This window comes from Reyranella sp. (assembly GCF_052439685.1).
Classification (GTDB): domain Bacteria; phylum Pseudomonadota; class Alphaproteobacteria; order Reyranellales; family Reyranellaceae; genus Reyranella.
The window spans coordinates 1-24,053 of sequence record NZ_JBQVQG010000040.1; the positions used below are offsets into that span (position 1 = coordinate 1).

Consider the following 24,053-nt stretch of genomic DNA (forward strand, 5'->3'; position numbering starts at 1 on the left):
TCCTGAGGAGCGCCGAGAAGCGGCGCGTCTCGAAGGATGGGCCACAGGCAAGGTGCGCGTTCCCACCCTTCGAGACGCGCTCCTGCGGAGCGCTCCTCAGGGTGAGGTCGGTGTTGGGATGCTCGGCGCGATTCTATCTCGTCCGGAAACGCTCTAAAAATCCCGTCGTCTCGACCGGAGCACCGAAGGTGCGGAGTGGAGAGACCTTGTCTCGACCAATAGCCGGCTAATCGTCGAGACAAGGTTTCTCCACTACGCCTCGCTTCGCGAGGCTCCGGTCGAGACGACGGAACTATTCTGCCGCTCAATCGATCAGCTTGCCGTCGGCGTCGAAGAACGGATACGGCCCGTCATAGTCGCCAATGACGGCGGCGTGGCTCACCAGCTGGCCGTCGTTCCACCAGTGCAGCATGAATCCCGGCGGCTCCATGCGGAAGCGGCTGGGGGCATCGGGATGGATGTCGAGCGCGACCTGGTGCGCCGGGCTGGGGCAGGTCAGCGCGGGACGGCCGCCGACCTGGGCGTGGATCGTGCGATGGAGATGGCCGCACAGGATCAGTTCGACCTGACTGTGACGCGCCACGATCCCGGCGAAGGCCTCGCGGCCTGAAAGGCCGATCTTGTCCATGTGGCCGATGCCGGTGACGAAGGGCGGATGGTGCATCATCACCAGAGTGGGCACGTCGGGTCTGTCGACCAGCGTACGGTCGAGCCAGTCGAGCCGCTCGCGGCAGAGTTCGCCGCCGCCCTGCCCCGGGATCAGCGTGTCGAGGCCGATGAGGCGCAGCGGATAGTCGTCGATCGCGAACTGCAGGAACTTTCCCGCCGCCGGCAGGTAGCCTTCGTCGCGGAAGGCCTCGCGCATCGCCTCGCGCTCGTCGTGATTGCCGGGGATGGCGATGATGCGCTGCCGGATCGGCGCCAGGATCGACTTCAAGTGCTCGTATTCTTCGGGTCGTCCGAGATCGACCAGGTCTCCGGTCAGCAGGACGATGTCGGGCTGCGGGCTGAGCGCCAGCAGCTCCTGCACGCAACGCCGCAGCATGCTGGCGGTGTCGACCTTCCTGTAGGCGAGCTTGCCGGGCAGCTTGATATGGGTGTCGGTGATCTGTGCAATCAGCATGGCGGGCTCCTCACAGGACCAGCAGGCCGCGCGGGTCGATGGCGAGCCCGACCGGGTCGCCATGGCTGAAGTCGCGCCGCGCGGTGCTCTCGATCACCAGCGGCTGCGCCTCGCCCACGTCCACGAACAAGCGCGTGCGATCGCCGAGGAAGAAGGCGGCGGCGACCGTCCCTTTGAGCCCGGTCGCCTCGCCGCTCTCGACGACGCGGATGTCCTCGGGCCGGAACAGGATCTCGGTCGCGGTGGCAGGTGCCTCGGGCCAGGCGATGCCGCCTGCCTTGCAGGTGAACGTGCCGCTGCTCACCGACCCCGTGAGCCGATTCATCGTGCCGATGAAATCGGCGACGAAGCGCGTGGCGGGACGCTGATAGATGTCGCGCGGCTTGCCGATCTGGGCGACGCGGCCATGCTCCATGACGACGATGCGGTCGCCCAGCGCCATCGCTTCGGCCTGGTCGTGCGTCACGTAGATCGCGGTGATGCCAAGCGACCGCAGCAGCGAATCGATCTCCAGGCGCAGCGTATCGCGCAGCTTGGCGTCCAGCGCCGTCAACGGCTCGTCGAGCAGCAGCGCACGCGGTCGGACCGCGATGGCGCGCGCCAATGCCACGCGCTGGCGCTGACCGCCCGAGAGCTGGTCGATCTGCCGGTCGGCCAGACGCGTGATCTGCATCATCGCCAGCATCTCGGAGACGCGCGCCTTGACCTGCGCCTCGGGCACCTTGCGGATGCGCAGGCCGTAGCCGACGTTGCCGGCCACGGTCATGTTGGGAAACAGCGCATAGGACTGGAACACCATGCCGACATTGCGCTGCTCGATCGGCAGGTGCGTGACGTCGGTGCCGTCGAACAGCACCTGGCCGCCGGCATCGGGCTCTTCGAGTCCGGCGATGATGCGCAAGGTCGTGGTCTTGCCGCAGCCCGAGGGGCCGAGAAAGACGACCGTCTCACCGGCGTCGATCGCGAGGTCGAGCGGCTCCAGCGCGCGGGTGCCGTCGGCGAAGGTCTTGGCGCAGTTCGCGAGGGAAATGGAGACGGGTTTGGCGGTGTCGGTCATTCGGCATCCTCTGCCACGAACTTCGCCGGGCGCGGCTTGGCGAAAGCCTGCAGCGCCAGCAGCAGTGGCATGATCATCAGGAAGAAGACGAGAGTGTAGGCGCTGCCGACTTCCAGCCGCAGCGAGGCATAGGCATCGGCGAGGCCCACCGGCAGCGTCTTGGTGAAGGGCGTATGCAGCAGCCAGGTCATGTTGAACTCGCCCATGGAGAGCGTCACGACCATCAGCGAGCCGGCCAGGATGCCCTGCCGGCAGTTCGGCAGCACGATGTCGCGGAAGCGCGGCCAGAAGCCGGCGCCCAGCGAGGCCGCGCCTTCTTCGAGCGTCTTGAGGTCGATGGCGCTCAGCACCGCCAGTACGCTGCGCACCATGAAGGGCAGGGTGAAGAGCACGTGGCCGACCAGGATGAAGGCCCACGAGGTGCGGAAGCCCGACAGGCTGCCGTAGGTGACGATCAGCGCCAGCGCCGTGGCGAGCCCCGGCACCGCCACCGGCAGGACCAGCATCTCCTCCAGCGCGCGGGTCAGCGCGTTCTGCCGCTTGGCCAGCACGTAGGCGGCAGGCACCCCGATGACCAGGGTGACGGCGAGACAGGCCAGCGACAGGCCGATCGAGAGGAAGATCGTGTCGCGATAGCCGTTCCAGACTTCGATGACCCAGCGCAGCGTGAGGCCGCTCTCGATGCCGACGAAGTAATTGACGGTGAGACCGGCCATGATCGAGAGGATCACCGGCACCACCAGGAAGGCGCAGACCAGCAGGGTGAAGCCGAGCTGGAGATAGAAGAGGCCGCGGCGCTTCATGTCAGCCGGCCGCCGCGACGCTGGAACCGGCGGCCGTGCGCGCCAGCGCCAGCACCAGCCAGGTGACGATGCCCAGCACGAAGCTCAGTGCCGCCGCCATGGCGATGTTCGCCGACAAAGTGAACTCGGTGTAGATCACCATCGGCAGCACATTGATCTTGGCGGCCAGGGTAAAGGCGGTGCCGAACGCACCGACCGCGGTGGCAAAGCAGATCGCGCCGGCCGAGATGAAGGCGGGCTTCAGCCCCGGGATGATGACGTCGAGCAGCACGCGCCACGGCGACGCGCCGAGCGAGCGCGCCGCCTCCTCGAGCTTGGGGTCAAGCTTCTCGGCGGCGGCCATTACCGTGAGGATGGTGCGCGGGATGGAGAAGTAGACATAGCCCATGAAAAGGCCGGCGATCGTATAGGCGAAGACCAGCTTCTCGCCGGTCAGCGCCTGCGTGACCTGGCCGATCAGCCCCTGGCGGCCGGCCAGCATGATCACCATGAAGCCGATGACGACGCCGGGGAAGGCGAGAGGAAAGGTCAGCATCGACACCAGCAGCGCGTTGCCGGGAAACTTGTGACGCTGCAGGAACACGCCCGAGATGCCGCTGATCACCAGCGTCGCCGCCGTGGTCGCGGCCGCCACGGCCAGGGTCGAGAGCAGGCTGTCGAGATAGAGCTGGTCGGTGAGGATGGCGGCATAGGCCGCCCAGCCGGTCTTGCCGCTGCCACCGATGAAGAACAGCCGCGCCATCGGCAGCAGGAAGAAGGCCGCGAAGACGATGCCGGCCGGCAGCAGCAGAAGGATCAGTCGGCGGGTTTCGTGCCGCATTTGCTCGTAGTTCCTCTTGGCACATCCCTCATCCTGAGGAGGCGCGAAGCGCCGTCTCGAAGGATGGGCAACAGGCGAGGTGCTCGTGCCCACCAAAGCGCGGGGGTTACCCCGCGCGATCGAGACGCGCTCCTGCGGAGCGCTCCTCAGGGTGAGGTCGTAAGTGAGTGCAGCGGGGCGACGGACTCGTCACCCCGCTGTGTTTCAGATCAGTTCACTTCCTTGCGGTAGCGCTCGACGATCTGCGGCTGCGCCTTGGCGAGGTTCTTCAGGTCCACCGCCTTGGCGCGGGCATATTCCGCGTCGGGCAGGAACTTGGCCTTGGCTTCGGGCGAGAGCCGGTCGGCGAAGACCGGGCGCAGGTAGGCATTGCCCCACATCGCCTGGCTCTCGTCGGACAGGACGAAGTCGAGCACCTTCTTGCCGTTCTCGGCGTTCGGGCCCTTGTTCACCAGCGCCATCACGTAGGGGAACACCAGCGTGCCTTCCTTCGGGATCACGAACTGCACCGGCGCCTTGTCGGTGTACTGGCCGCGATAGGCGTTGAAATCGTAGTCGAGCAGGATCGGAATCTCGCCCGAGATCACGCGGGCATACGATGTCTGCTTCGGCACGATCGGCTGGTTCTTGGCCAGCTCCTTGAAGAACTTGATGGCCGGATCGAGATTGTCGTAGGTGCCGCCGAGCGCCAGGTTGATCGCCATGACGCCGAGCTGGCCGACGGCCGCCGAGGTCGGATCGAGATAGCCGACCATGCCCTTGTATTCGGGCTTCAGCAGGTCGGCCCAGCTCTGCGGCACCGGCTTGTTGCCCAGTGCCGCCTTGTTCACGAACAGGCCGAGCGTGCCGGAGTGGATCGTGAACCAGTTGCCGTCGGGATCCTTGAGGTCGGCCGGGATCTTCTCCCAGTTCTTCGGCTTGTAGGGCGTCAGCACGCCGGCATCCTTGGCCGGGTCGGCCGCGATGCCGCCGAGATAGGTGACGTCGGCCACGGGATTGGCCTTCTCCGCGATCAACGCGGCGATCGCCTGACCCGAGTTCTTGTTGTCCGGCGGCACCTGGATGCCGAGCTTGGCCTGGATGGCCTTGAGCTGCGAGCCCCAGTCGGCCCATTCCGGCGGGCAGTTGTAGCAGACGGCGCGCTGCTGGGCGGCGGCCCCGGAGATGTTTGCCACGGCGGCGATGCCGAGCGCGGCCGCGACCGCGAGATGCTTCAACATGAGATCAACCCCTCCTTGTTTGACGTGTCGTATCGATGGTCGCGCCCTCGTCCGGCCACGACACCAGCCGGACGCCGGCCTCGCTCAAGTGACGTGCGATGGGCTCCGGCACCGGACGGTCGGTGAATACGGCGCTCGCCTCGGTGATGTGGCCGCCGCGCACCGTGCCGCCGCGGCCGAACTTGGAATGATCGAGCACCAGGAAGCGCTGGCGGCAATGGGCGGCGAGCGCGCTGCGCATCGTCACCTCGTCGGTGCTGAAGTCGAGCAGGGTGCCGTCCTCGGCCACGCCGCCGACGCCGTAGATGCCGATGTCGGCGGCGAAGCGGCCGAAGAAGCCGTGCGCCTCGCCCGCCACCACGTCGCGGTCGAGGCTGCGCAGGCGGCCGCCGGCCACCGTGATCTCGCAGGAGGCGCTGCGGCTCAGCGCCAGGGCGACGTTGAGATTGTTGGTCATGACCCGCAGCCCGGCATGGTCGGCCAGCGCCAGCGCGCATTGCTCGGGCGTCGTGCCGATGCCGAAGAACAGCGAGGCGCCGTCCGGCACCTCGCGGGCCACCAGCCGGGCGATGCGGCGCTTGGCGTCGATGTTCAGGACCTGCCGCGCGGGATAGGCGAGGTTCTCGCCCTCGGGCGGCAGCTCGACGCCGCCATGGCGCCGCCGCAGCAGGCCGCGGTCGCACAGCAGGTTGACGTCGCGCCGGATCGTCTGCGGCGTGACGCCGAACTGGAGGGCCAGCGCCTCGATCGCCTGGAACCCGTCCCCGCGGACGCGTTCGACGATGGCGCGGGCGCGTTCTTCCGCCTGCATTCCCGGTTCCTGAGCCCGTTTCCTGTCCCGTTCGATCTGCTGCATGGTTCGAATGAACTCTGCAGATCGTTGTTTTCGTTCATATTACTTTCATATGAACATTCGGAGACGTCAAGTGAGCGGACGGCCGAGCGGAGCTCGGCATAATAAACGAAACAACCGAAACGGATGTCGCACCCCAATCAGGAAGACAAAAAGGTCCCTCACCCCGTTCGGGATGACGCCGTTTGTGTGATCGGCGCAGTGCGCAAATCCCGACAAAACTGTCATCCCGAGCGAAGCGAGGGACCTTTCACTTTCTTATGCGCGGCGCGGCGCGAAACGAGGGTCGCGCCTACTGAGCCGCGATCTTCGAGGCCGCCGGGGCGAAGTCGCGTTCCATCTCGCGGCGGAGCTTCACGGCGGTGAGCGACTCGTCCATCACCACGTCGGCATAGGTCAGCGACTGGCCGGCCTTGATCGGCTTGAGCAGCTTGACGTTGTGGGCGAGGCCGAGCGGCAGGCTGCCGAGGCCGGTCGACTTTTCCGACGGGAACAGCTTGCCGTAGACCGTGTAGCCGCCCTCGCCGTCCAGCATCTCGCCCGGCTTGAGGTCGCGCTTGGCGGTGGCGATGACATCGGCGTGGAAGCCGATCGGCGTGCCGGTCGGCTCCTTGCGCAGGCCGATCGAGGCGACCGACATGCCGACCTCGAGGCCGATCAGGTGCCAGCGCTTGTACATGACCGAGTAGCGACCGCTCGGATCGGTCTGCAGCATGTATTCCTCGAAGCAGTTCTTCTGGTACTCGGTGGCCGCTTCGAACACGACCCACACGCCCTTGCGGATCTCGTAGGGGATGGCGCGCCCGTCCTTCTCCAGCGACGAGGCGACTTCGACCTGGCCCTTGTGATGGAGCTGGCCGCCTTCGGAAATCGGCCGCATCACGAAGGGCAGGTCTTCGACCGAGCACGGCGGGAAGGCGAGGCCGTCCGGCGCTGGCGTGAGGCCAGTGGCGTTGGCCACTGCGGTGCTCTCGATGGCGGGCTTGGAGCCGTCGAGGAAGGAGTTGAACATCTTGGGGTTCAGGCCGCCGCGCTTCGCCTGTTCCTCGTTGAGGCCCCAGTATTTCCACACGGTCTCGGGCGTCGACTGCGCGAAGTGCGGCAGCCACTTGTGGCCGCGGCCGGCCGCCGTCACCTCGAAGCCCGAGGTGCGGGCCCAGTCGACCAGCTCGCAGATCAGTGCCGGCTGGTCGCCATAGGCCAGGGAGTAGATCACGCCCGCGGCGGCGGCGCGCCTGGCGAGCAGCGGGCCGCAGAAAGCATCGGCCTCCACGGTCACCATCACGACGCTCTTGCCGTGCCTGAAGGCTTCGAGGGCGTGCTCGACGGCGGCGATCGGGTCGCCGGTCGATTCGACGATGATGTCGATCTCGGGATGGCTGACCAGCGCGCGCCAGTCGTCGGTGAGATGCGTGCTGCCGTGCTTGCGCGCGTCCTCGAAGGAAGTTGCGGACGTCACGTCGGGCTTCCAGCCCAACCGCGCCAGGTTCTCGCGCGCGCGGTCGGGCGAGAGGTCGGCGATGCCCAGCAGATGGATGCCCGGCGTGGTCGGGATCTGCGACAGGTACATCGAGCCGAACTTGCCGGCGCCGATCACGCCGATGCGCAGCGGATTGGCTTCGGCGGCGCGCGCCAGAAGCATGCGATGGAGACTCATGGTTTCCTCCGGCGTTTCTTGATTATTCTGCCGCGACCTTGCGGTTGACGGCGCGGATCACCGCATCGTCTTCCCAGGCGTCGACCGGTGTGAAGTCGCGATGCGCGATGTACTCGGGCCGCTTGAACTGGCGGATCGCGTTGCTGACCGAGTTGTAGGTCACGTAGATGATCTGGCGATCCCACGGCGACATGTTGGGGCCGCTGCCATGGACCAGCGTGCCGTGGAAGAAGATCGCCGAGCCCGGGCCGCCCTTGGGCGCGACGATGCCGCCCTGGTCGACCAGCTTGGCGATGGTGTCGTTGTCGATCACCCACAGCGGATACGACGTGGTGGTGAGATCGTGGCTGGCCTCGATCGCACCCTTCTTGTGGCTCTTCGGGATGAACCAGAGCGGGCCGTTGAACTCGTTCACCTCGTCGATGAACACCGCGAGGTTCATGGCGCGCGGCTCGGGCATGGCGTCGTCGGCTTTCCAGGTGCCGTAATCCTGGTGCCACTGCCAGACGTCGCCGTCGAAGGCGGCCTTCCCGTTGATCTTGAACTGGTGGATGTAGGTCTTGTCCTTCAGGAGCTGCTCGGCCGGCTCGACGAAGCGCGGATGATGGACCAGCGCCTCGAACACCGGATGATAGGTGTGGACGGCGAAGGCGGTGCGCACCACGTCGCCGCTCTTTTCGCGCACGTTCTCGGGCCGGCGCTGGGCGAAGACCTCGGGCACCGAGTTCTTCAGGATCTGGGTCTCTTCCGGCGAGAAATAGTCGGGGAAGAAGAGATAGCCCTCTTCGTCGAATTGCTTCAGCTGCTCAGAGGTGAGCTTCATGGCGGTTCCTCCTTTGCCTTGTCGTTTTGCTTTGTAGAAAGCGCCGTCTTTACGCGGCGCGGGAAATCACGATCTTCAATCGTTTCGTCAGGATGTCAGCCATCTGTTCGGCATGGCCGCGGCACAGCGCTTCGGCCTCGGCTGCCTGCCCGGCCTCGAGCGCGCGCAGGATGCCCTCATGCTCGTCCCACACACTGATCCGCAGATCCTCTTCGCTCAAGGCCGCGGCCATCACCCGGCGCAGATGCTGCCAGTGCGGCTGGGCGGTCTCGCCGATCACGGGATTGCCCGAGGCTTCATAGACGAAGAGATGGAAATCGATGTCGGCCTCGATGACCGACGGCACGTAACCGCTCGCCACCGCGCGGCGGCCGACATCGAGCAGGGCGCGGCCGCGCTGCACGAGGTGCGGCGTGTAGTTGCTGGCGGCGAGCCGGGCGGCGGCGCCGTCGAGGGCGGCGCGGACGACGTAGAGATTGCGCGCCTGCTGGACGTCGAGCGGGGCGACGCAGACGCCCTTGCGGCCGGCATCGATCAGGAAGCCCTCGCGGCGCAGCAGCATCATGGCCTGCAGCACCGGCTGGCGCGACACGCCGAACTGCTGGGCGATCTCCTCCTGGGTGATGCGGGCTCCGGATTTCAGCTCCCCGGAGCAGATCGCTTCGAGGACCGAATCGTGAATTCGCTCGGAAAGATCGGGCTCGGGAAGGATGGGGCGCATGTCTGTATACAGAACACAGACGCGGCCCGAGTCAACCGCCTAGCGGGCTTTCAGGCCTTTGGAGCTGAGAATCTGGGCCCCGCGATCGGGATAGTCGGTGATCAGCCCGTCCACCCCGAGCTCGATCAGCCGCCCCATCTCGGCCGGGACATTCACGGTCCAGGGCACGACCTTGAGGCCGAGCCCGTGCGCTTCCTTCACGTTGTCCGCCGTGACGTTGCGCCAGAACGGCGACCAGATCGCACAGCCGGCCGCCTTGGCGAGCCGAGGTACGGAGCCGCCATGGGCGGCGAGGTCGAGCCCGCCCAGCCAGGGCCAAGGCCGGCCGCCGCTGCGCTGCACCGTATCGAAATTGTTGCTCTCGATGCTGAGACAGCCGGTGGCGATCTCGGGCGCCAGCTTCCGGGCCTCGATCAGGCCGCGCCAGTCGAACGACTGCAGGGTGCTGCGGGCCTCGGCCTTGTCCTTGCGGATGCCCTCGACCGCCAGTTTCGCGAAAGCGGCCGGATCGAGCGTGAGGTCGGGTTTGCCCGGATCGGTCTTGATCTCGATGTTGAACCGGACTCCGGGTGCGGCCTGCGCGAAGAACTCGGTCAGGGTCGGGAAGCGCTGGCCGTCGACCGGCTTCTGCTCCGGGAACTGCTGGGCGTACTTGCTGGCCGGGTTGATGCGGCCGATGTCGTAGCGCTTCAGCTCGTCCAGGCTCAGCGTGCGGATGGCGGGGCCCGCCGCGGCGAGCCACTGGCCGTCCGGCCCACGCACCAGGTCGGGATTGAGATAGGGGTCATGGCTGATGACGACGACACCATCGCGCGTCACCGCGAGATCGGTCTCGAGGGTCGTGACGCCGAGATCCTGCGCCAGCTTGAAAGCGGCCAGCGTGTTCTCGGGCGCCAGCCCGCGCGCGCCGCGATGGCCCTGCAGGTCGAACGCCGCCGCGAGCCCGGTGCTAGCCACCCAGATTGCGCAGGCGAGCGATGCGATCCTCGATATCGGGATGCGTGGCGAGAAGCGCCGGCGTCTTGGAGGTGAACTGGCTGATCGGATTGACGATGAAGAGATGTTGCGTGGCACGACTCACTCCGGGAAAGGGGGCTGCCTTCTCCGCGAGCTTGCCCAGCGCGGAGATGAGACCATTGGGATTGCGCGTGAACTGCACGGAGGTCGCATCGGCGAGATATTCGCGCTGCCGCGAGACCGCCATCTGCACCGCCTTGGCCGCCAGCGGCGCCAGGATCGCGACCACCAGCAGCACGATGATCAGGATGCCGCCGCCCGAGCTGCCCTTGCGATCGTCGCTGCGCATCCGGCCCAGGTTCATCGTGCGCAGCGCCATGTCGCAGACCAGCGCGATCAGGCCGACGGTGACACCGACGACGACCATGTAGCGCGTGTCGAGGTTGCGCAGATGCGCCATCTCGTGCGCCACCACGCCCTGCAGCTCGTCGCGGTTCAGTGAATTGAGCAACCCGCGCGTGACCGCGATGGTGCCGCTGCCGATCCTGTTGCCGGTAGCGAAGGCGTTCAGCGCGTCGGTCTCCAGCACCATGACCCGGGGCATCGGCACGCCCGCGGCGATCGAGATTTCCTCGACCACGTTGTAGAGCTGCGGCGCGTCCTGCTTCTCGATCACCTTGGCGCCGGCCATGGACAGCACCATCTTGTCGCCCACCGCCAGCGAGATCGCGCTCCAGCCGACGCTGATCGCAGCCATCAGGCCGGCGGCCGCGATGCCGACTTGGCTCACGGCCGGCAGCGAGCCCGAGGACTCGCCCTCCAGCAGCGCGCCGACCAGATAGCCGATCCCGCCCGCCAGCAGCGTGAGGACCGCCAGCAGCACCATCGTGTTGCGGCGGTTCTGGTTCTGGGCGGCGACGAAGTCGGTGGTGGCGCTCATGCGCCTCGTCCTCTCAGCGCAACGCGACCTTCGGCACTTCGCGCTCGGACTCCGGCATGTTGAACAAGTCCATCGGGCCGAAGCCCAGCGACGCCGCGGCCAGAACGGCCGGGAAGCTCTGGCGGCGGGTGTTATAGGTGTTCACCGAGTCGTTGTAGAACTGGCGTGCGAAGGCGATCTTGTTCTCGGTGGTCGTGAGCTCCTCTTGGAGCTGCATGACATTGTCGTTGGCCTTGAGCTGCGGGTAGTTCTCCATCAGGGCGAACAGGCCATGCGTCGCCTGGCTGAGCGCCGCTTCGGCCGGCCCGGACTGCGCCGCGTTGCCGCTCGCCGCGACCGCGTTGTTGCGCGCCTGGATCACCTTGGTGAGCGTCTCCTGCTCGTAGCCCATGGCGTCCTTCACCACCTGCACCAGGTTGGGAATGAGATCGTGCCGGCGCTTGAGCTGCACGTCGATCTGGCTCCACGCGGTCTGCGCCTGGTTGCGGCCGCCGACGAGGCCGTTATAGACGGCGATCAGCCACAGGCCGATGGCGACGACGATGCCGAGGAAGATCCATGTGCTCATTCGACAGTCTCCGTTAGGGCGCGTCGTTACATTACACGAAGACGGCGCAGGCCAGACCTCGCATTATGGTTCCCCATGGAAAAGAAGGACCTTCGCGACCTGAGCAAGCTCGTGTCGCACGCCCTGCGACATGAGCCGGCCGCCTATGGGCTGAAGCTGAACGGCGACGGCTGGGTCGACCTCGACGATTTCATTGCGGCTGTACGGGCCTCGAATGCGCGATGGCGTGACGTGACGCCGGCCGACCTCGAGGCCATCGGAAGCGCATTCGAGAAGAAGCGTCACGAGATTTCGGGCGGGCGCATTCGCGCCTCCTATGGCCATTCCGTCGAGGCCGCGATCGAGCGGACGGCGATCGCGCCGCCACCCATGCTCTATCACGGCACATCACCTGAGGCGGCAGAAGCCATTGCGCGAGACGGGCTGCGTCCGATGAAGCGCACTCATGTGCATCTTTCCGTCGACCTGACGGGCGCTCGCGAGGTCGGCTCGCGCAAGAGCACAACGCCCGTCCTGCTGGGCGTCAGAGCGCTCGATGCCCACGCGCAGGGTCATCGCTTCTATCAGGTCGATGGCCGCGTGTGGTTGGCCGATGCCATCCCACCGGCATTCCTGAGCAAGATGGGCTAGTGTCGCTCCAACAAACTTGTTTGGAGGAATGCGTGAGCACACAAGAGCTTCTAAAGGCCTTCTGCTCGGCCGTGGAGCGCCGCGACGGCAAGGCGTTCGCGAGCCTGTTCACCGAGGATGCCGTCTACCACGACGTGTTCTATGGCGACTTCGTCGGGCGCGAGCGGATCGCCGAGATGATCGACGACTGGTTCCATCGCACCGCCCACGCGTTTCGCTGGGACATGCACCGGCCGGTCAGCGACGGCAGGATGCTCTACGCCTACTACACGTTCAGCTACGTCTCGAAGCTGCCCGGCGCCGAGGGCAAGCGCGTCGGCTTCGAAGGTTGCTCGATGATGCAGCTCCGCGACGGCCTGATCCTCGACTATCGCGAGGTGGCCAATGTCGGGCCGGCCTTCGTCGAACTGGGCTTCGCGCCCGAGCGCACCTCGAAGATCCTCGCCAAGGAAGGCGCGCACCTCAGGGCGCAACCGGAGTGGAAGCGCCATCTGGGCTGACGAGAGGCTTCAGCCGTTGTAGGCGCGGCTGCCGCGGTCGCGTAGCCACAGGCGGATCAGGAGGCGCTTGCGCTCTGCCTCCGGCCAGTCGCGGAACCCGGTGCGCTTGTGGCCGAGCGCGCGATTGTCGATGAGCTGCATCTGGCCGGGTTGAAAGGCGAATCGCGCCGCCATGCCCGGCGCGTTCAGGATCGCTTCGAAGGCTTCCAGGGCGGCCGCACCTTCGGCGTCGAGGGCGACGCCGGCCAGGGCGTGGCCGTTCGTCACCTGGAAGCGCGACAGCCGGGCGATCAGGCGGTCGTCCTCGGATTCCAGCATCGGATGGTGCGTCGTCATGATGTCGCCCGGCGCGTGCTCGCGCTGGCGGTCGAAGTAAAAGGGCTGGTAGAGCCGCGGCAGGAGGTCGGGATGCTGCCGACGCATCTCCTCATGCGCGGTGGCGAAGCTGACGATGCCGCTCACGCCGCCTTCCATGGCGGTGCGCACACACAGCAGGCCGACATAGTGCGGCGGCACGAGATTGTAGCTGTTGTCGGTATGGAAGTTCTGTTCAGCATTGGTGACGTCGGGCCGAACGCCGTTACCCGGCGGCTTGCCGAGGTCAGTGACCTCGTAGATCGAGGTGCCGTCCCATTTTTGCGCCACCGGCCGCGCGACCAGCGAGGCAAGCAGCCACCAGACGGCGCGCAGGCCGTCCCGCGACCAGCGCTCGACCGGCAGGCGGTCGATGATGGCAAAGCCCGGTCCGCCATCGAGGCTGCGTTTGACGTCGCGCATGAAGGCGCGGGACGCGTCGAGCGCGAAGTCCTCCGGCCGCAACAGCAGTAGAGGCAGGGGATCGCGATCGAGCGCGGTCACGAGCCGATCGAGTTCGCGCTCGACGTCGCCGGGCAGCGCGATCCGCCCGGTCTCGGGTGCCAGCGTGTCGCCTCGCCACAGCAGCCGATCGGGCATTGCCTCGCGAGGCAACGGCACGGAAAGACCGGCGGCGGCGGGCACGGTCGCTCTAGTCGCGCAGCAGGTCGTTGATCGAGGTCTTCGAGCGGGTGCGCTCGTCGACGGTCTTCACGATCACGGCGCAGTAGGTCGACGGACGGTCCGGGCCGCCGCCGATGTTGCCGGGCACCACCACCGAGTAGGGCGGCACCTTGCCGATGTGGATCTGGCCGGTGGCGCGATCGACCACCTTGGTGGTGGCGCTGATGAACACGCCCATCGAGAGCACCGCGCCGGTGCCGACGATCACGCCCTCGACGACCTCGGAGCGGGCGCCGATGAAGCAGTTGTCCTCGATGATGACCGGGTTGGCCTGCAGCGGCTCGAGCACGCCGCCGATGCCGACGCCGCCCGAGAGGTGGCAGTTCTTGCCGATCTGGGCGCACGAGCCGACCGTCGCCCAGGTGTCGACCATGGTACCGGTGTCGACATAGGCGCCGAGGTTGACGAAGGACGGCATCAGCACGACCGACGGGGCGATGTAGGAGCCGCGTCGCACGATCGAACCGGGGACCGAGCGATAGTTCGCCTTGGCGAAGCGGGCGGCGTCCCAGCCCGTGGTCTTGAGCGGCACCTTGTCGAACCAGGGCGCGGCGCCGAGGCCGGGGAACGAGGCGCCACCGTCCATCGGGACCGAATCGTAGAGGCGGAACGAGAGCAGCACGGCCTTCTTCAGCCACTGGTTCACGACCCATTCGTCGCCGAACTTCTCGGCGGTGCGATAGGTGCCGTCGTCGAGGCCGGCGATCGCCGCTTCGACGGCGTCACGCACTTCGCCCTTGGTGGCGCTGTTGACGCCGTCCCGTGCTTCCCATGCCGCGTCGATGGTGGCCTGTAGCTGCTTGCTCATTGTTCCCTCGGAAATCTGCCGCGGGACCTTATATGCTGCCCGCGATGGCCTTCAAGCTCCCAGAATCGGTGCTGGTCGTGGTCCACACGCCGCGTTTGGACGTCCTGCTGCTGGAACGCACCGGCACCGGCCTCTGGCAATCCGTGACCGGCTCGCGCGAACCCGACGACCCGGACCTCGAGGCAACGGCGCGCCGTGAGCTGCAGGAGGAAACCGGCCTCGTCGTCGGCAGGCTCACCGACTGGCGTCAGACCAACCGCTACGAGATCTGGGCGCAATGGCAGGCCCGCTATGCGCCGGACGTGACCCACAATGTCGAGCATGTCTTCAGCTTCCAGGTCCCCGAACTGACCGTGGCGACCCTCGACCCGACCGAGCATGTCGCCCAGCTCTGGCTCCCCTGGCAGGAGGCCATGGCGAAGGTCTTCTCGCCGACCAACCGCGACGCGATCTGGCAGCTTCAGCGGCGGCTGAAAGCGTAAAGGTCCCTTGCTCAGGGGCTTATGAAGAGTGCCTGCTCTCGGGCATAGTGACCCGGCATGACAGATTCTCAAGCGGCCGCGCCGCCCGTCCGTGAAGCCTCGACGCTCGGCCAGTTCAGCTGGGCGCTGTTCGACTGGGCCAACCAGCCCTTCTTCACCATCATCACCACCTTCATCTTCGCGCCCTACTTCGCCAACGTGCTGGTGGGCGATCCGGTGAAGGGCCAGGCGGCGTGGGGCTTCACGCAATCGGCCTCCGGGGTGCTGATCGCCTTGATGAGCCCGTTCCTCGGCGCCATGGCCGATGCCGGCGGCCGTCGCAAGCCCTTCATCCTCGCGTTCCAGCTCGTGCTGGTCGCGGGCTGCGGCGGCCTGTGGTTCGCCTATCCCAACCGGCCGGATCTCATCCTGCCGATCAGTTGGGCGGTCATCCTCGCCACGGTCGGCGCCGAGATGTCGATCGTGTTCAACAATGCCCAGCTGCCCAACATCGTAAGGCCCGAGCGCATGGGCCGGCTGAGCGGCTTCGGCTGGGGGCTGGGCTATTGCGGCGGTCTGGTCTCGCTGCTCATCGTGCTCGCCGTATCGATGCCGGCGCTGTTCGGCCTGGCCGCCTCGAACGACCGGCCGCTGTTCGGTCTCGATCCCGCCAGCCACGAACTCGAGCGCCTGGTCGGTCCCGCCTCGGCTTTGTGGATCGCGCTATTCGTCCTGCCGATGTTCCTGTTCACGCCGGATTCCGCCGGTGCGCGGCGCCAGCCCCTGCTCGTCGCGGCGCGGGAAGGCGGGCGCTCGCTCCTGTCGACGCTGAAGCGCCTCCCGCGCTACGGCAACGCGCTGCGTTATCTCATTTCCTTCATGCTCTACAATGACGGGCTCGCGGCGATCATTGCCTTCGGCGGTGTCTATGCCGCCGCGACCTTCGGCTGGAGCACGGTGACGCTCGGTATCTTCGGCATCATCCTGACCGTGTTTGCGATCCCCGGCGCGTTTCTCGGCGGCCGGCTCGACGACTGGATCGGCAGCAAGCGGACGGTGCAGATCGCCATCGTCGGCGTGATCGTGGCGACCCTGGGCATCGTCGGCGTCACGGCCACGCACGTCTTCTATATCGTGCCGGCCGATCCGATCAGCCCGACCCGCGGCCTGTTCGGCTCGCTGCAGGAGAAGGTGCTGATGGGCTTCGCGCTCATCCTCGGCTTCTGCATGGGGCCGATGCAGGCGGCCAGCCGCACGATGGTGGGCCGCATCGCCCCGCCGGGCATGACTGGCGAATTCTATGGCCTGTTCGCGCTGTCGGGGCGCGCCACGGCCTGGATGGCGCCGTTCGCCATCGCGACCGTCACGGCGGCGACGCAGTCCACCCGCATCGGCATGGCCTGCGTTCTGTTCTTTCTGGTGGTAGGCTTCATCCTGCTCTGGAAGGTGCGCGAGGAGCGCGCCGCCCCCGTGTGAAGGAGGATCCCATGATCACCGCCATCGTGAACTTCAAGCTGCCGGCCGACATCGATGCGAAGAAGGCTGCCGAACTGTTCAAGGGCTCGGCGCCGAAATATCGCGGCATGAAGGGCCTGATCCGCAAATACTACCTGTTCGACGCCGAGAAGCGGATCGGCGGCGGCGTCTATCTATGGAAGAGCCGCGCCGAGGCCGAGGCGGTCTATACGCCGCAATGGCAGGCCTATATCGCCGAGCGCTACGGCGCCCCGCCCGACATCCGCTATTTCGAGACCGCCGTCGTGGTCGACAACGACAGCGACACGATCACCGCCGACGCGGCGTAGTAACCCACCTCATCCTGAGGAGCCGTGCGAAGCACGGCATCTCGAAGGATGGGCAACACACGTGGTGCTCGTGCCCGCCCTTCGAGACGCGCTCCTGCGGAGCGCTCCTCAGGACGAGGACAATGTTCGAAGCCAGGCCTTACTTGCCTATTCTCGCCGCCTCGATCCGGGCGACGTCGATCTTCTTCATGTCCATCATGGCTTCGAAGGCGCGCTTCGCTTCGTCGCCGCCGGCCGCCATCGCCTCGGTCAGCACGCGCGGCGTGATCTGCCACGACAGGCCCCATCGGTCCTTGCACCAGCCGCAGGCGCTCTCCTGGCCGCCGTTGCCGACGATGGCGTTCCAGTAGCGGTCGGTCTCCGCCTGGTCGTCGGTGGCGATCTGGAACGAGAAGGCTTCGGTCTGCTTGAACACCGGCCCGCCGTTGAGGCCGATGCAGGGAATGCCGCAGACCGTGAACTGCACGGTCAGCACGTCGCCCTTCTTGCCCGACGGATAGTCGCTGGGCGCGCGATGGACGGCCGTCACCTCGCTGTCGGGAAAGGTCGCGGCGTAGAAGCGTGCCGCGTCCTCCGCGTCCTTGTCGAACCAGAGGCAGATCGTGTTCTTCGCGACGGTCATTGCGATCCCCTCAGACGTCGAGGATGGGGGCGAAGCCGCCATAGATCATGCGCTTGCCGTCGAACGGCATCTGCTGATCCTTCATGCGCTGGTCTTCCATCATCTTCTTCCAGCCCTCGTCGCGGACCTGCTTGGACGGCCATTCGACCCACGAATAGACGATCTTCTCGTCGGCGGTGGCCTTCACGGCGCCCATGTAGTCGGTGACCTTGCCGTCGGGCACGTTGTCGCCCCAGGTCTCGACGACGCGCACCGCGCCGTAATCCTTGAACACCGCGGCGGCCTTCTTTGCCATGTCGAGATAGGCCTGCTTGTTGGCGGCCGGCACTGCGGCGAGGAAACCGTCGACATAGCCGGTCTTGCCTGTGTTGCGCTCGTCGAGGATCGGCATGAAGCCGGCGACGATCATGCGCTGGCCGTCGAAGGGCATGTCCATGTCCTTCATGCGCGGATCGACCATGATCTTCTGATGGGCCGTCTCGGCGACTTCCTTGCTGGGAAACTCGATCCACGAGAAGACGACGATCTCATCGGCCTTGGCCTTCACGGCACCCTTGAAGTCGGTGAGCTTGCCGTCGGGCACATCGTCGCCCCAGGCCTCGACCTGGCGGGTGGCGCCGAATTCCTTGGCAATCGGCGAGAAGTCGGCGGCGGCCTTGCGATAGGCCTCCTTCTTGTCGGCCGGTACCGGCAACACGAATCCCTGAACGTAGGTCATGACAATCGTCCTTTCGGTTGATTTCGACGGGATGAGTTGATATCAACGTAAATAGGTCATGTCAAAGAAGCTGAACGCCTCGTTCGAGACGACGCTGCACGTCTACGATCACTGCCTGTGTTTCGCCGCCCAACGCGCCGCACGCGCACTGGCGCGTCGCTTCGACGAGGCCTTGTCACCGCTTGGTCTCACCAGCGGTCAGTTCTCGCTCCTTACCTCGCTCAATCAGCCTGAGCCGCCCGCGATGGGCTCGATCGCTGCGCTCCTGGTGATGGATCGCACCACGCTCACCGCCAACCTGAAACCGCTGGAGCAGCGCGGCTTCGTCGAGATCACCATCGATCCTGCCGACCGTCGGGTGCGGCGGCTCATCCTGACGCCCGCCGGCCGCAGGGTCTTGCAGTCAGCGATGCCGATCTGGGTCGACGTGCACGGCGAGATCGACCGGCTGCTGCCCGCCGCCGACGGCCGCACCTTGCGCCGCGGCCTGCGGGCGCTCGCCTGACGCGTCAGGCGGCCAGCGCGCCGATGCCTGCGGCCGCGATTGGCAGGGCGATCAGCGCGAAGAGCGTCTGCATCGCCGTGATGCCGGCCATCAGCGGCGCGTCGCCACCGAGCTGGCGCGCCATGATGTAGGCCGAGGAGGCCGTCGGCAGGGCCTGGAAGAGAAGCGCCGTGACGAGCGCCGGTCCCGTCAGTCCCATGAGCGAGGCGACCAGGACCGTCACCACTGGCATGGCGAGGAACTTGATCGCCGAGGAGGCGGCGACCGGCGCCATCCAGCCCCGTACCGATCCGAATTCGAGGGCCGCGCCGACGCAGAGCAGGCCGAGCGGCAGCGACGCTGCGCCGAGCGCCCGCAACGCCGGCTCTATGCCGGCCGGAAGAGAGAGCCCGAGCAGTTGAAAGCCGATGCCCGCAAAGGAGCCGAGCACGAGCGGGTTGGTCACCAGTTGCCGGGCGATGCCGCGGCCGCTCAGCCGCGCGGCGCCATGGCGGGCGAAGACCAGCACGCAGAGAATGTTGACGGTAGGCACGATGGCGGCGCTGCACAGGGCCGCCAGTGCAAGCCCTTGCGCGCCGAACAGACCGGCGGCCAAGGTTACGCCGACATAGTTGTTGAAGCGGATGCCGCCCTGAAAGATCGAGGTGAACGTGGGCCCGTCGACCCGGAGTGCCGGCCGCAGGGCGACGAGCAGCCCGGCCACGGCGAGGATCGAGAGGATCAGGGTCGTGACGAGTTCGCGCGCCGGCAGCGCGTCGAGTTTGGCGGTGGCGAGGCTATGGAAGAACAGGCACGGCACCAGCACGTAGTAGCTGAGCCGTTCCGCCTGCGGCCAGAATCCCTCGGTGAGAAAACCGAGGCGCCGCAGCCCCATGCCCAGCACGATCAGCAGGACGATGGGCAGGAGGGCTAGGATCACGTCGGCGCTCATGGCGACCTGTGTACGCCCCGGCCGACCCCCAGCAGAAATTCTGAATACTCAATCGATCGATGACAATTTATCATCGATCTCATGTCGCTTCGCGCCCTCCGCACGCTGCAGGCCATTGCGCGCCACGGCTCCTTCGCCGGCGCCGGCAAGGCGGTCGGCCTGACGCAATCGGCCGTGAGCCTGCAGGTGAAGGCGCTGGAGGAGGAGTTCGGCGCGTCGCTGTTCGATCGCTCGTGCCGCTTGCCGGTGCTGACCGAGGCCGGACGGATCGTCGTCGCGCGATCCGCCGAGGTGCTCGCGCTGTACGACGACATTGCCGGTGCTCTCGGCGACGAACGATCGCTTACGGGTCGCCTCAGGGTCGGCGCCGTGCAGACGGCGCTGGCGGGCGTGCTGCCCGATGCGCTGGTCGCCCTCAACCGCGCCCATCCGCGCGCCCGCGTCTCGGTGTCGGTCGGCCTGTCGGCGGAGATGGCGGAGAAGGTCGCGGCCGGCGAACTCGACGCGGCACTGACCACCGAGCCGGTACGGCCCTATCCGGCCGGCCTCGTCTGGACACCGCTCTACCAGGACCGCTTCTGGCTGTTCGCCCCACCCGGCCAGGGGCGGCGCAGCGCCCGCGACCTGCTGTCGGAGCTGCCCTTCATCCGCTTCGACAGCAAGGCCTGGGCCGGCCGTGTGATCGACCGCGAGCTGCGGCGCATGCGGGTCGAGGTCCATGAGGAGATGGTGCTCGACAGCCAGGACATCATCCTGCGCATGGTCGAGAAGGGTCTGGGCGTCGCCGTGCTCGCCGTGTCCGACGGGATCTTCGCCGGCCTGAAGCTCACCTGCCTGCCGTTCGGCGAGCCGCAGCTCATCCGCAACATCGTGATGCTGGAACGCCAGGACCGGCGCGGTGGCCGCCTCGCCGTGGCGCTGGCGGAGGCCGTGAAGGGCGCGAAGAAAGTCGCCTCGGCGAAGCCTCGAAAGGCTAGGCCGCGACGGTCTTCCCCTTGAAGGTGCAGAGGTCGTTCACGACGCAGGCGGGACACAGAGGAGTGCGCGCCTTGCAGGTGTAGCGGCCGTGCAGGATCAGCCAGTGATGGGCGTGCAGCTTGTACTCCTCCGGCACGCGCTTCAGCAGTTTCAGTTCGACCTGCAGCGGATTCTTGCCGGGGGCGAGCCCGGTGCGGTTGCCGACGCGGAAGATGTGCGTGTCGACGGCGATGGTCGCCTCGCCATAGGCCACGTTCATCACCACGTTGGCGGTCTTGCGCCCGACGCCCGGCAGCGCCTCCAGCTCCTCGTGGGTGCGCGGTACCTCGCCGCCGTGCCGCTCCAGCAGCAGGTGGCTGAGCGCGATCACGTTCCTGGCCTTGGTGCGGAACAGGCCGATCGTCTTGATGTGGTCGATCAGCTTCGCCTCGCCCAGCGCCACCATCTGGGCCGGCGTCTTCACGAATTTGAACAGCGGCCCGGTCGCCCGGTTCACCCCGACATCGGTGGCCTGCGCCGAGAGCACGACGGCCACCAGGAGCTGGTAGACATTGTCGTATTCCAGTTCCGTCTCGGGTTCCGGCATCGCCTTCTTGAGGCGTGCAAAGAACTCGGGGATGACGGCGGTCTTCATCAGGGCCATATAGTTCCATACCATGACCGAAGCGCCCGTTCCGGCGGTTCATTTCGCCGCCTCGCTGAAGCCCTATCGCAGCCTGTCTGCGGACGGCTTCCGCTTCGTCATGCTGGCCGCCGTGGCCGCCAACCTGGTGATCGGCCTGCCCCTGTTCCTGATGGGCGCCTGGCCGGTCTTCGGCTTCATGGGCCTCGACGTCTTCCTGCTGTGGTGGCTGTTCCACCGCAGCTATTTCGACGCACGGCGCAGCGAGACGCTGACCCTGACCGACCACGACCTGATCGTGGTCCGGATCGCGCCCGACGGCGAGCGCGAAGAGCTGCGGCTCGACGCCTACTGGCTGAAGGTCGAGGCGACCGAGGAGCGGCTGGTGGTCACCTCGCGCGGCAACCGCGCCGTGATCGGCCGCTTCCTCGGCCCCGACGAGCGCCTGCGGGTCGCCGACCGCCTCAAGGCCGCCATCGCCGACATGCGCGCGCCGCGTTACGACCACGCCTGGGACGAGTAGCCCTCGTCTACAGCCCGAGCACGTCCTTCATGCCGTAGAGGCCAGGCTTCCGGCCGTCCAGCCACTTGGCCGACGTCACCGCGCCGGCCGCATAGGTCTCGCGGCTGAAGGAGCGGTGGTTGAGTTCGAGCCGCTCGCCGGCGGCCGCGAAGTAGACCGTGTGCACGCCCACCTCCTCGCCGCCGCGCAGGGTGGCGAAGCCGATCTCGCCGGTCGGGCGCGCCCCGGTATGGCCGTCGCGGCTCTTGCGCCAGACCTCCTCGAGCTGGACCTTGCGGCCCGCCGCCGCGGCGCGGCCAAGCGCCAGGGCGGTGCCCGAGGGCGCGTCGATCTTGTGGCGATGATGCATTTCCAGCACCTCGATGTCGTAGCTGGGATCGAGCAGCGACGCGGTCTTCTCGACCAGCGCCAGCAGGATGTTGACGCCCAGCGCCATGTTCGCCGCCCACATGATCGGCACCTTCTTCGCCGCGTCCTGGATCAGCTTGGTCTGGATGGGATCGAGGCCGGTCGTGCCGATCACCATGGCGACGCCGTTCTCGCTGGCCACCTTGGCATGCGCCACCGTCGCTTCCGGCACGGTGAAATCGATCACGCAATCAGCGGCCCTGATGGAAGCGGCGCTGTCGTCGCCGATCAGCACGCCGTTCGGCTCAAGCCCGGCAAGCTCGCCCGCATCCTTGCCCAGTGCCTTGCTGCCCGGCCGCTCGCTGGCCGCGGCCAAGGTCACGCCCTCGGTGCGTGCGATCTGGCGGACCAGCATTTGGCCCATGCGCCCCGAGGCGCCGACGACGGCGATCTTCATTTGTGTTGTCCCTGTCCTGACTGTCGCACGACAATACTACATCAGACACGACAGGAGGCCGAGATGCTCTTCATGGTGGTCGAGAAGCTCAAGAACCAGGACGGCAAGGCCGTCTATCGCAAGCTCCAGAAGGGCCGCGGCCTGCCCGACGGTCTCGAATTCGTCGCGAGCTACGTCACCGCCGATCTCGGCCGCTGCTTCCAGCTCATGCGCACCGACGACATCACCACCTTCCAGCGCTGGATCGCCGACTGGCAGGACGTCGTCGAGTTCGAGGTCGTGCCCGTGGTCGAAGGCAAGACGACGCGCGAGGCGCTGGAGCCGTTGCTTTAGACAATGATTCCGACGAAGGAGAGCAGACGATGATTACAGGCGGCTGCCATTGCGGCGCGATTCGCTATCAGGCTGAGGGCGACGCCCTCCACCATGCGCTCTGCCATTGCACGGATTGCCGCCGGCATGCCGGCGCACCGATGGTGGGCTGGACGATGTACCCGCAGGACGCGGTCAAGGTGACCAAGGGCACGCCCCGGGTCTACGCCTCGTCCGAGCACGGAAGGCGGCACTTCTGCCCCGACTGCGGCACCGGGCTGTTCTACGACAATGCCAAGAGTTTGCCGGGGCTCATCGATGTCCAGAGCGCGACCTACGACGATCCGGACGCGGTGCCGGCGCAGGTGCACATCCAGGTCGCCGACCGGATCGGATGGATGAAGACCGCGCACGAACTGCCGGCGTTCGACCGCTATCCGCCGCAGCCGTAGCGCGGGCGGCTACTTCCACGGATCCGCGACCTTCGGCCAGAACGGCGTCTTGCGCTTGGTGTAGGACCAGCGGGTGACGTCGGGGTCGGCGGCGCCGGGGGTGGCGACGTAGAGGATCTCCTTCGCGACGCCGACGAAGCCGTTATAGAAATGCTGCGCGCTCTTCACGACGACGACCCGGTAGTCGGCCGGCTCGGCACCGACCGCGCGGAAGGCGTCGGCGTGGAAGGTCTGGTTTCGGCGGGTGCAGATGGCGATGTCGACATGTTCCGACGACAGGAGCGCCATGTCGCCCAGCGACGACATCACCGGCCCGTAGGGCTGGAAGACGTTGCGGGCGATCTTCATCTCGTTCCGCTTCTCGTTGGTTGGCCCAGCCTAACGGACCGGAAGCGATGGGAACACAGGCGCTTCATGGTGGTCGAGAAGTTGAAGAGCCAGGACGGCAAGGCCGTCTATCGCAAGCTGCAGAAGGGCCGCGGCCTGCCCGACGGACTCGAATTCGTCGCGAGCTACGTGACGGCCGATCTCGGCCGCTGCTTCCAGCTCATGCGCACCGACGACATCACGCTCTTCCAGAAATGGATCGCCGACTGGCAGGAGGTCGTCGAGTTCGAGGTCGTGCCCGTGGTCGAAGGCAAGACGACGCGCGAGGCGCTGGAGCCGCTGTTGTGAAAGAACTCAACAACTGAATGCTGCATAGGCAGGGGGCTCGTAAGACAAGGTGTGTTTCTTTCTTCCAGCGGCCTCCATTTCCCCGCTTGGCGAATATCCGCAAGAACGGATATCTGCAACTGGACT

31 protein-coding genes are annotated in these 24,053 nt (G+C 66.7%); 11 read left to right on the plus strand and 20 right to left on the minus strand.

Going from position 1 to position 24,053, the window contains the following annotated elements; genetic code table 11:
- Positions 1 to 304: 304 nt before the first annotated feature.
- The 12 genes from ACT6UX_RS28045 to ACT6UX_RS28100 all read right to left on the minus strand — a co-directional run bounded on the left by ACT6UX_RS28045 (position 305) and on the right by ACT6UX_RS28100 (position 11,542).
- Positions 305 to 1,123 carry a phosphodiesterase gene (locus tag ACT6UX_RS28045; protein WP_444778454.1) on the minus strand — a complete coding sequence of 273 codons (819 nt, stop codon included), beginning with the start codon at positions 1,121 to 1,123 and terminating at the stop codon, positions 305 to 307.
- 10 nt (positions 1,124 to 1,133) lie between these two features.
- A complete protein-coding gene (locus ACT6UX_RS28050) occupies positions 1,134 to 2,180 on the minus strand; it encodes an ABC transporter ATP-binding protein (protein ID WP_444778455.1) in 1,047 nt (348 codons plus the stop codon).
- Positions 2,177 to 2,983 (minus strand): ABC transporter permease, encoded by an 807-nt coding sequence (locus ACT6UX_RS28055; RefSeq protein WP_444778456.1) that lies wholly within the window; start codon positions 2,981 to 2,983, stop codon positions 2,177 to 2,179. The genes ACT6UX_RS28050 and ACT6UX_RS28055 overlap by 4 nt, the downstream gene beginning before the upstream one ends.
- A 1-nt stretch (position 2,984) precedes the next feature.
- Positions 2,985 to 3,803: an ABC transporter permease gene (locus ACT6UX_RS28060; protein ID WP_444778457.1), complete on the minus strand. Its 819-nt coding sequence runs from the start codon at positions 3,801 to 3,803 to the stop codon at positions 2,985 to 2,987.
- Positions 3,804 to 4,012: 209 nt separating this feature from the next.
- Positions 4,013 to 5,023 (minus strand): extracellular solute-binding protein, encoded by a 1,011-nt coding sequence (locus tag ACT6UX_RS28065; RefSeq protein WP_444778458.1) that lies wholly within the window; start codon positions 5,021 to 5,023, stop codon positions 4,013 to 4,015.
- Between the two features lie 4 nt (positions 5,024 to 5,027).
- Complete coding sequence (locus ACT6UX_RS28070; RefSeq protein ID WP_444778459.1) at positions 5,028 to 5,834, minus strand: DeoR/GlpR family DNA-binding transcription regulator; 807 nt, start codon at positions 5,832 to 5,834, stop codon at positions 5,028 to 5,030.
- A gap of 334 nt (positions 5,835 to 6,168) precedes the next feature.
- Positions 6,169 to 7,533, minus strand: coding sequence for an NAD(P)H-dependent oxidoreductase (locus ACT6UX_RS28075; protein WP_444778460.1), 1,365 nt, complete (start codon positions 7,531 to 7,533; stop codon positions 6,169 to 6,171).
- A 22-nt stretch (positions 7,534 to 7,555) separates the two neighbouring features.
- The gene (locus tag ACT6UX_RS28080; RefSeq protein ID WP_325692619.1) at positions 7,556 to 8,356 is read right to left on the minus strand and encodes a phytanoyl-CoA dioxygenase family protein; all 801 of its coding nucleotides are present in this window, start codon (positions 8,354 to 8,356) and stop codon (positions 7,556 to 7,558) included.
- 49 nt (positions 8,357 to 8,405) lie between these two features.
- The gene (locus ACT6UX_RS28085; protein ID WP_325692621.1) at positions 8,406 to 9,077 is read right to left on the minus strand and encodes a GntR family transcriptional regulator; all 672 of its coding nucleotides are present in this window, start codon (positions 9,075 to 9,077) and stop codon (positions 8,406 to 8,408) included.
- Positions 9,078 to 9,116: 39 nt separating this feature from the next.
- Positions 9,117 to 10,034, minus strand: coding sequence for a glycerophosphodiester phosphodiesterase (locus ACT6UX_RS28090; protein WP_444778461.1), 918 nt, complete (start codon positions 10,032 to 10,034; stop codon positions 9,117 to 9,119).
- Entirely contained in the window at positions 10,027 to 10,974 is a 948-nt protein-coding gene (locus tag ACT6UX_RS28095) for a M48 family metallopeptidase (RefSeq protein ID WP_444778462.1), read from the minus strand. The genes ACT6UX_RS28090 and ACT6UX_RS28095 overlap by 8 nt, the downstream gene beginning before the upstream one ends.
- 13 nt (positions 10,975 to 10,987) lie before the next feature.
- A complete protein-coding gene (locus ACT6UX_RS28100; protein ID WP_444778463.1) occupies positions 10,988 to 11,542 on the minus strand; it encodes a LemA family protein in 555 nt (184 codons plus the stop codon).
- 75 nt (positions 11,543 to 11,617) lie between these two features.
- On the opposite strand from ACT6UX_RS28100, the gene ACT6UX_RS28105 reads away from it, so the two are divergent.
- Positions 11,618 to 12,172, plus strand: a complete 555-nt coding sequence (locus ACT6UX_RS28105; protein ID WP_444778464.1) for an RNA 2'-phosphotransferase — start codon at positions 11,618 to 11,620, stop codon at positions 12,170 to 12,172.
- 32 nt (positions 12,173 to 12,204) lie between these two features.
- The gene (locus ACT6UX_RS28110) at positions 12,205 to 12,672 is read left to right on the plus strand and encodes a nuclear transport factor 2 family protein (RefSeq protein ID WP_444778465.1); all 468 of its coding nucleotides are present in this window, start codon (positions 12,205 to 12,207) and stop codon (positions 12,670 to 12,672) included.
- Between the two features lie 9 nt (positions 12,673 to 12,681).
- Here ACT6UX_RS28110 and ACT6UX_RS28115 read toward each other — a convergent pair whose 3' ends face one another.
- Together ACT6UX_RS28115 and dapD are read right to left on the minus strand one after the other, a co-directional pair.
- Positions 12,682 to 13,626, minus strand: a complete 945-nt coding sequence (locus ACT6UX_RS28115; protein WP_444778466.1) for a TauD/TfdA family dioxygenase — start codon at positions 13,624 to 13,626, stop codon at positions 12,682 to 12,684.
- Positions 13,627 to 13,678: 52 nt separating this feature from the next.
- Complete coding sequence (gene dapD / locus ACT6UX_RS28120) at positions 13,679 to 14,518, minus strand: 2,3,4,5-tetrahydropyridine-2,6-dicarboxylate N-succinyltransferase (protein ID WP_444778467.1); 840 nt, start codon at positions 14,516 to 14,518, stop codon at positions 13,679 to 13,681.
- 44 nt (positions 14,519 to 14,562) lie between these two features.
- Here dapD and nudB point away from each other — a divergent pair, with 44 nt between their 5' ends.
- The 3 genes from nudB to ACT6UX_RS28135 are packed head-to-tail and all read left to right on the plus strand — an operon-like array spanning position 14,563 to position 16,784.
- Positions 14,563 to 15,000 carry a dihydroneopterin triphosphate diphosphatase gene (gene nudB / locus ACT6UX_RS28125; RefSeq protein ID WP_444778468.1) on the plus strand — a complete coding sequence of 146 codons (438 nt, stop codon included), beginning with the start codon at positions 14,563 to 14,565 and terminating at the stop codon, positions 14,998 to 15,000.
- 57 nt (positions 15,001 to 15,057) lie between these two features.
- On the plus strand, positions 15,058 to 16,455 hold the full coding sequence (locus ACT6UX_RS28130; RefSeq protein ID WP_444778469.1) for an MFS transporter: 1,398 nt from the start codon (positions 15,058 to 15,060) through the stop codon (positions 16,453 to 16,455).
- Positions 16,456 to 16,466: 11 nt separating this feature from the next.
- Complete coding sequence (locus tag ACT6UX_RS28135) at positions 16,467 to 16,784, plus strand: monooxygenase (RefSeq protein ID WP_444778470.1); 318 nt, start codon at positions 16,467 to 16,469, stop codon at positions 16,782 to 16,784.
- 139 nt (positions 16,785 to 16,923) lie between these two features.
- On the opposite strand, the gene ACT6UX_RS28140 is transcribed toward ACT6UX_RS28135, so the two are convergent.
- Positions 16,924 to 17,406 (minus strand): VOC family protein, encoded by a 483-nt coding sequence (locus ACT6UX_RS28140; RefSeq protein ID WP_444778471.1) that lies wholly within the window; start codon positions 17,404 to 17,406, stop codon positions 16,924 to 16,926.
- Positions 17,407 to 17,416: 10 nt separating this feature from the next.
- A complete protein-coding gene (locus ACT6UX_RS28145) occupies positions 17,417 to 18,124 on the minus strand; it encodes a DUF1428 domain-containing protein (protein WP_444778472.1) in 708 nt (235 codons plus the stop codon).
- Positions 18,125 to 18,182: 58 nt separating this feature from the next.
- Here ACT6UX_RS28145 and ACT6UX_RS28150 point away from each other — a divergent pair, with 58 nt between their 5' ends.
- Positions 18,183 to 18,629 (plus strand): MarR family winged helix-turn-helix transcriptional regulator, encoded by a 447-nt coding sequence (locus tag ACT6UX_RS28150; RefSeq protein WP_444778473.1) that lies wholly within the window; start codon positions 18,183 to 18,185, stop codon positions 18,627 to 18,629.
- Between the two features lie 4 nt (positions 18,630 to 18,633).
- On the opposite strand, the gene ACT6UX_RS28155 is transcribed toward ACT6UX_RS28150, so the two are convergent.
- A complete protein-coding gene (locus tag ACT6UX_RS28155) occupies positions 18,634 to 19,548 on the minus strand; it encodes an AEC family transporter (protein WP_444778474.1) in 915 nt (304 codons plus the stop codon).
- Positions 19,549 to 19,641: 93 nt separating this feature from the next.
- On the opposite strand from ACT6UX_RS28155, the gene ACT6UX_RS28160 reads away from it, so the two are divergent.
- Positions 19,642 to 20,559, plus strand: coding sequence for a LysR family transcriptional regulator (locus ACT6UX_RS28160; protein WP_444778475.1), 918 nt, complete (start codon positions 19,642 to 19,644; stop codon positions 20,557 to 20,559).
- On the opposite strand, the gene nth is transcribed toward ACT6UX_RS28160, so the two are convergent.
- Positions 20,534 to 21,196, minus strand: a complete 663-nt coding sequence (gene nth, locus ACT6UX_RS28165) for an endonuclease III (RefSeq protein WP_444778476.1) — start codon at positions 21,194 to 21,196, stop codon at positions 20,534 to 20,536. The genes ACT6UX_RS28160 and nth overlap by 26 nt on opposite strands.
- On the opposite strand from nth, the gene ACT6UX_RS28170 reads away from it, so the two are divergent.
- Positions 21,195 to 21,683, plus strand: coding sequence for a DUF2244 domain-containing protein (locus ACT6UX_RS28170; RefSeq protein ID WP_444778477.1), 489 nt, complete (start codon positions 21,195 to 21,197; stop codon positions 21,681 to 21,683). The two genes, nth and ACT6UX_RS28170, sit on opposite strands and share 2 nt — an antisense overlap.
- A gap of 7 nt (positions 21,684 to 21,690) precedes the next feature.
- Here ACT6UX_RS28170 and dapB read toward each other — a convergent pair whose 3' ends face one another.
- Positions 21,691 to 22,488: a 4-hydroxy-tetrahydrodipicolinate reductase gene (gene dapB, locus ACT6UX_RS28175; RefSeq protein ID WP_444778478.1), complete on the minus strand. Its 798-nt coding sequence runs from the start codon at positions 22,486 to 22,488 to the stop codon at positions 21,691 to 21,693.
- A 63-nt stretch (positions 22,489 to 22,551) separates the two neighbouring features.
- Here dapB and ACT6UX_RS28180 point away from each other — a divergent pair, with 63 nt between their 5' ends.
- Both ACT6UX_RS28180 and ACT6UX_RS28185 read left to right on the plus strand, forming a co-directional pair.
- Positions 22,552 to 22,821: a DUF3303 domain-containing protein gene (locus ACT6UX_RS28180; protein WP_298308727.1), complete on the plus strand. Its 270-nt coding sequence runs from the start codon at positions 22,552 to 22,554 to the stop codon at positions 22,819 to 22,821.
- Positions 22,822 to 22,850: 29 nt separating this feature from the next.
- Positions 22,851 to 23,252, plus strand: coding sequence for a GFA family protein (locus ACT6UX_RS28185; protein ID WP_444778479.1), 402 nt, complete (start codon positions 22,851 to 22,853; stop codon positions 23,250 to 23,252).
- 9 nt (positions 23,253 to 23,261) lie between these two features.
- Here ACT6UX_RS28185 and ACT6UX_RS28190 read toward each other — a convergent pair whose 3' ends face one another.
- Positions 23,262 to 23,600, minus strand: coding sequence for an MlrC C-terminal domain-containing protein (locus ACT6UX_RS28190; RefSeq protein ID WP_444778480.1), 339 nt, complete (start codon positions 23,598 to 23,600; stop codon positions 23,262 to 23,264).
- A gap of 66 nt (positions 23,601 to 23,666) precedes the next feature.
- Between ACT6UX_RS28190 and ACT6UX_RS28195 the strand changes: the two genes are divergently transcribed.
- Positions 23,667 to 23,927, plus strand: coding sequence for a DUF3303 domain-containing protein (locus ACT6UX_RS28195; RefSeq protein ID WP_444778481.1), 261 nt, complete (start codon positions 23,667 to 23,669; stop codon positions 23,925 to 23,927).
- Positions 23,928 to 24,053 lie beyond the last annotated feature (126 nt).

Excerpts from the sequence above, each read along its gene's own strand:
- ACT6UX_RS28045 (WP_444778454.1), bottom strand. The coding sequence starts at position 1,123 with ATGCTGATTGCACAGATCACCGACACCCATATCAAGCTGCCCGGCAAG.
- ACT6UX_RS28050 (WP_444778455.1), bottom strand. The coding sequence starts at position 2,180 with ATGACCGACACCGCCAAACCCGTCTCCATTTCCCTCGCGAACTGCGCC.
- ACT6UX_RS28055 (WP_444778456.1), bottom strand. The coding sequence starts at position 2,983 with ATGAAGCGCCGCGGCCTCTTCTATCTCCAGCTCGGCTTCACCCTGCTG.
- ACT6UX_RS28060 (WP_444778457.1), bottom strand. The coding sequence starts at position 3,803 with ATGCGGCACGAAACCCGCCGACTGATCCTTCTGCTGCTGCCGGCCGGC.
- ACT6UX_RS28065 (WP_444778458.1), bottom strand. The coding sequence starts at position 5,023 with ATGTTGAAGCATCTCGCGGTCGCGGCCGCGCTCGGCATCGCCGCCGTG.
- ACT6UX_RS28070 (WP_444778459.1), bottom strand. The coding sequence starts at position 5,834 with ATGCAGGCGGAAGAACGCGCCCGCGCCATCGTCGAACGCGTCCGCGGG.
- ACT6UX_RS28075 (WP_444778460.1), bottom strand. The coding sequence starts at position 7,533 with ATGAGTCTCCATCGCATGCTTCTGGCGCGCGCCGCCGAAGCCAATCCG.
- ACT6UX_RS28080 (WP_325692619.1), bottom strand. The coding sequence starts at position 8,356 with ATGAAGCTCACCTCTGAGCAGCTGAAGCAATTCGACGAAGAGGGCTAT.
- ACT6UX_RS28085 (WP_325692621.1), bottom strand. The coding sequence starts at position 9,077 with ATGCGCCCCATCCTTCCCGAGCCCGATCTTTCCGAGCGAATTCACGAT.
- ACT6UX_RS28095 (WP_444778462.1), bottom strand. The coding sequence starts at position 10,974 with ATGAGCGCCACCACCGACTTCGTCGCCGCCCAGAACCAGAACCGCCGC.
- ACT6UX_RS28100 (WP_444778463.1), bottom strand. The coding sequence starts at position 11,542 with ATGAGCACATGGATCTTCCTCGGCATCGTCGTCGCCATCGGCCTGTGG.
- ACT6UX_RS28105 (WP_444778464.1), top strand. The coding sequence starts at position 11,618 with ATGGAAAAGAAGGACCTTCGCGACCTGAGCAAGCTCGTGTCGCACGCC.
- ACT6UX_RS28115 (WP_444778466.1), bottom strand. The coding sequence starts at position 13,626 with ATGCCCGATCGGCTGCTGTGGCGAGGCGACACGCTGGCACCCGAGACC.
- dapD (WP_444778467.1), bottom strand. The coding sequence starts at position 14,518 with ATGAGCAAGCAGCTACAGGCCACCATCGACGCGGCATGGGAAGCACGG.
- nudB (WP_444778468.1), top strand. The coding sequence starts at position 14,563 with ATGGCCTTCAAGCTCCCAGAATCGGTGCTGGTCGTGGTCCACACGCCG.
- ACT6UX_RS28130 (WP_444778469.1), top strand. The coding sequence starts at position 15,058 with ATGACAGATTCTCAAGCGGCCGCGCCGCCCGTCCGTGAAGCCTCGACG.
- ACT6UX_RS28135 (WP_444778470.1), top strand. The coding sequence starts at position 16,467 with ATGATCACCGCCATCGTGAACTTCAAGCTGCCGGCCGACATCGATGCG.
- ACT6UX_RS28140 (WP_444778471.1), bottom strand. The coding sequence starts at position 17,406 with ATGACCGTCGCGAAGAACACGATCTGCCTCTGGTTCGACAAGGACGCG.
- ACT6UX_RS28145 (WP_444778472.1), bottom strand. The coding sequence starts at position 18,124 with ATGACCTACGTTCAGGGATTCGTGTTGCCGGTACCGGCCGACAAGAAG.
- ACT6UX_RS28150 (WP_444778473.1), top strand. The coding sequence starts at position 18,183 with ATGTCAAAGAAGCTGAACGCCTCGTTCGAGACGACGCTGCACGTCTAC.
- ACT6UX_RS28160 (WP_444778475.1), top strand. The coding sequence starts at position 19,642 with ATGTCGCTTCGCGCCCTCCGCACGCTGCAGGCCATTGCGCGCCACGGC.
- ACT6UX_RS28170 (WP_444778477.1), top strand. The coding sequence starts at position 21,195 with ATGACCGAAGCGCCCGTTCCGGCGGTTCATTTCGCCGCCTCGCTGAAG.
- nth (WP_444778476.1), bottom strand. The coding sequence starts at position 21,196 with ATGGTATGGAACTATATGGCCCTGATGAAGACCGCCGTCATCCCCGAG.
- dapB (WP_444778478.1), bottom strand. The coding sequence starts at position 22,488 with ATGAAGATCGCCGTCGTCGGCGCCTCGGGGCGCATGGGCCAAATGCTG.
- ACT6UX_RS28180 (WP_298308727.1), top strand. The coding sequence starts at position 22,552 with ATGCTCTTCATGGTGGTCGAGAAGCTCAAGAACCAGGACGGCAAGGCC.
- ACT6UX_RS28185 (WP_444778479.1), top strand. The coding sequence starts at position 22,851 with ATGATTACAGGCGGCTGCCATTGCGGCGCGATTCGCTATCAGGCTGAG.
- ACT6UX_RS28190 (WP_444778480.1), bottom strand. The coding sequence starts at position 23,600 with ATGAAGATCGCCCGCAACGTCTTCCAGCCCTACGGGCCGGTGATGTCG.
- ACT6UX_RS28195 (WP_444778481.1), top strand. The coding sequence starts at position 23,667 with ATGGTGGTCGAGAAGTTGAAGAGCCAGGACGGCAAGGCCGTCTATCGC.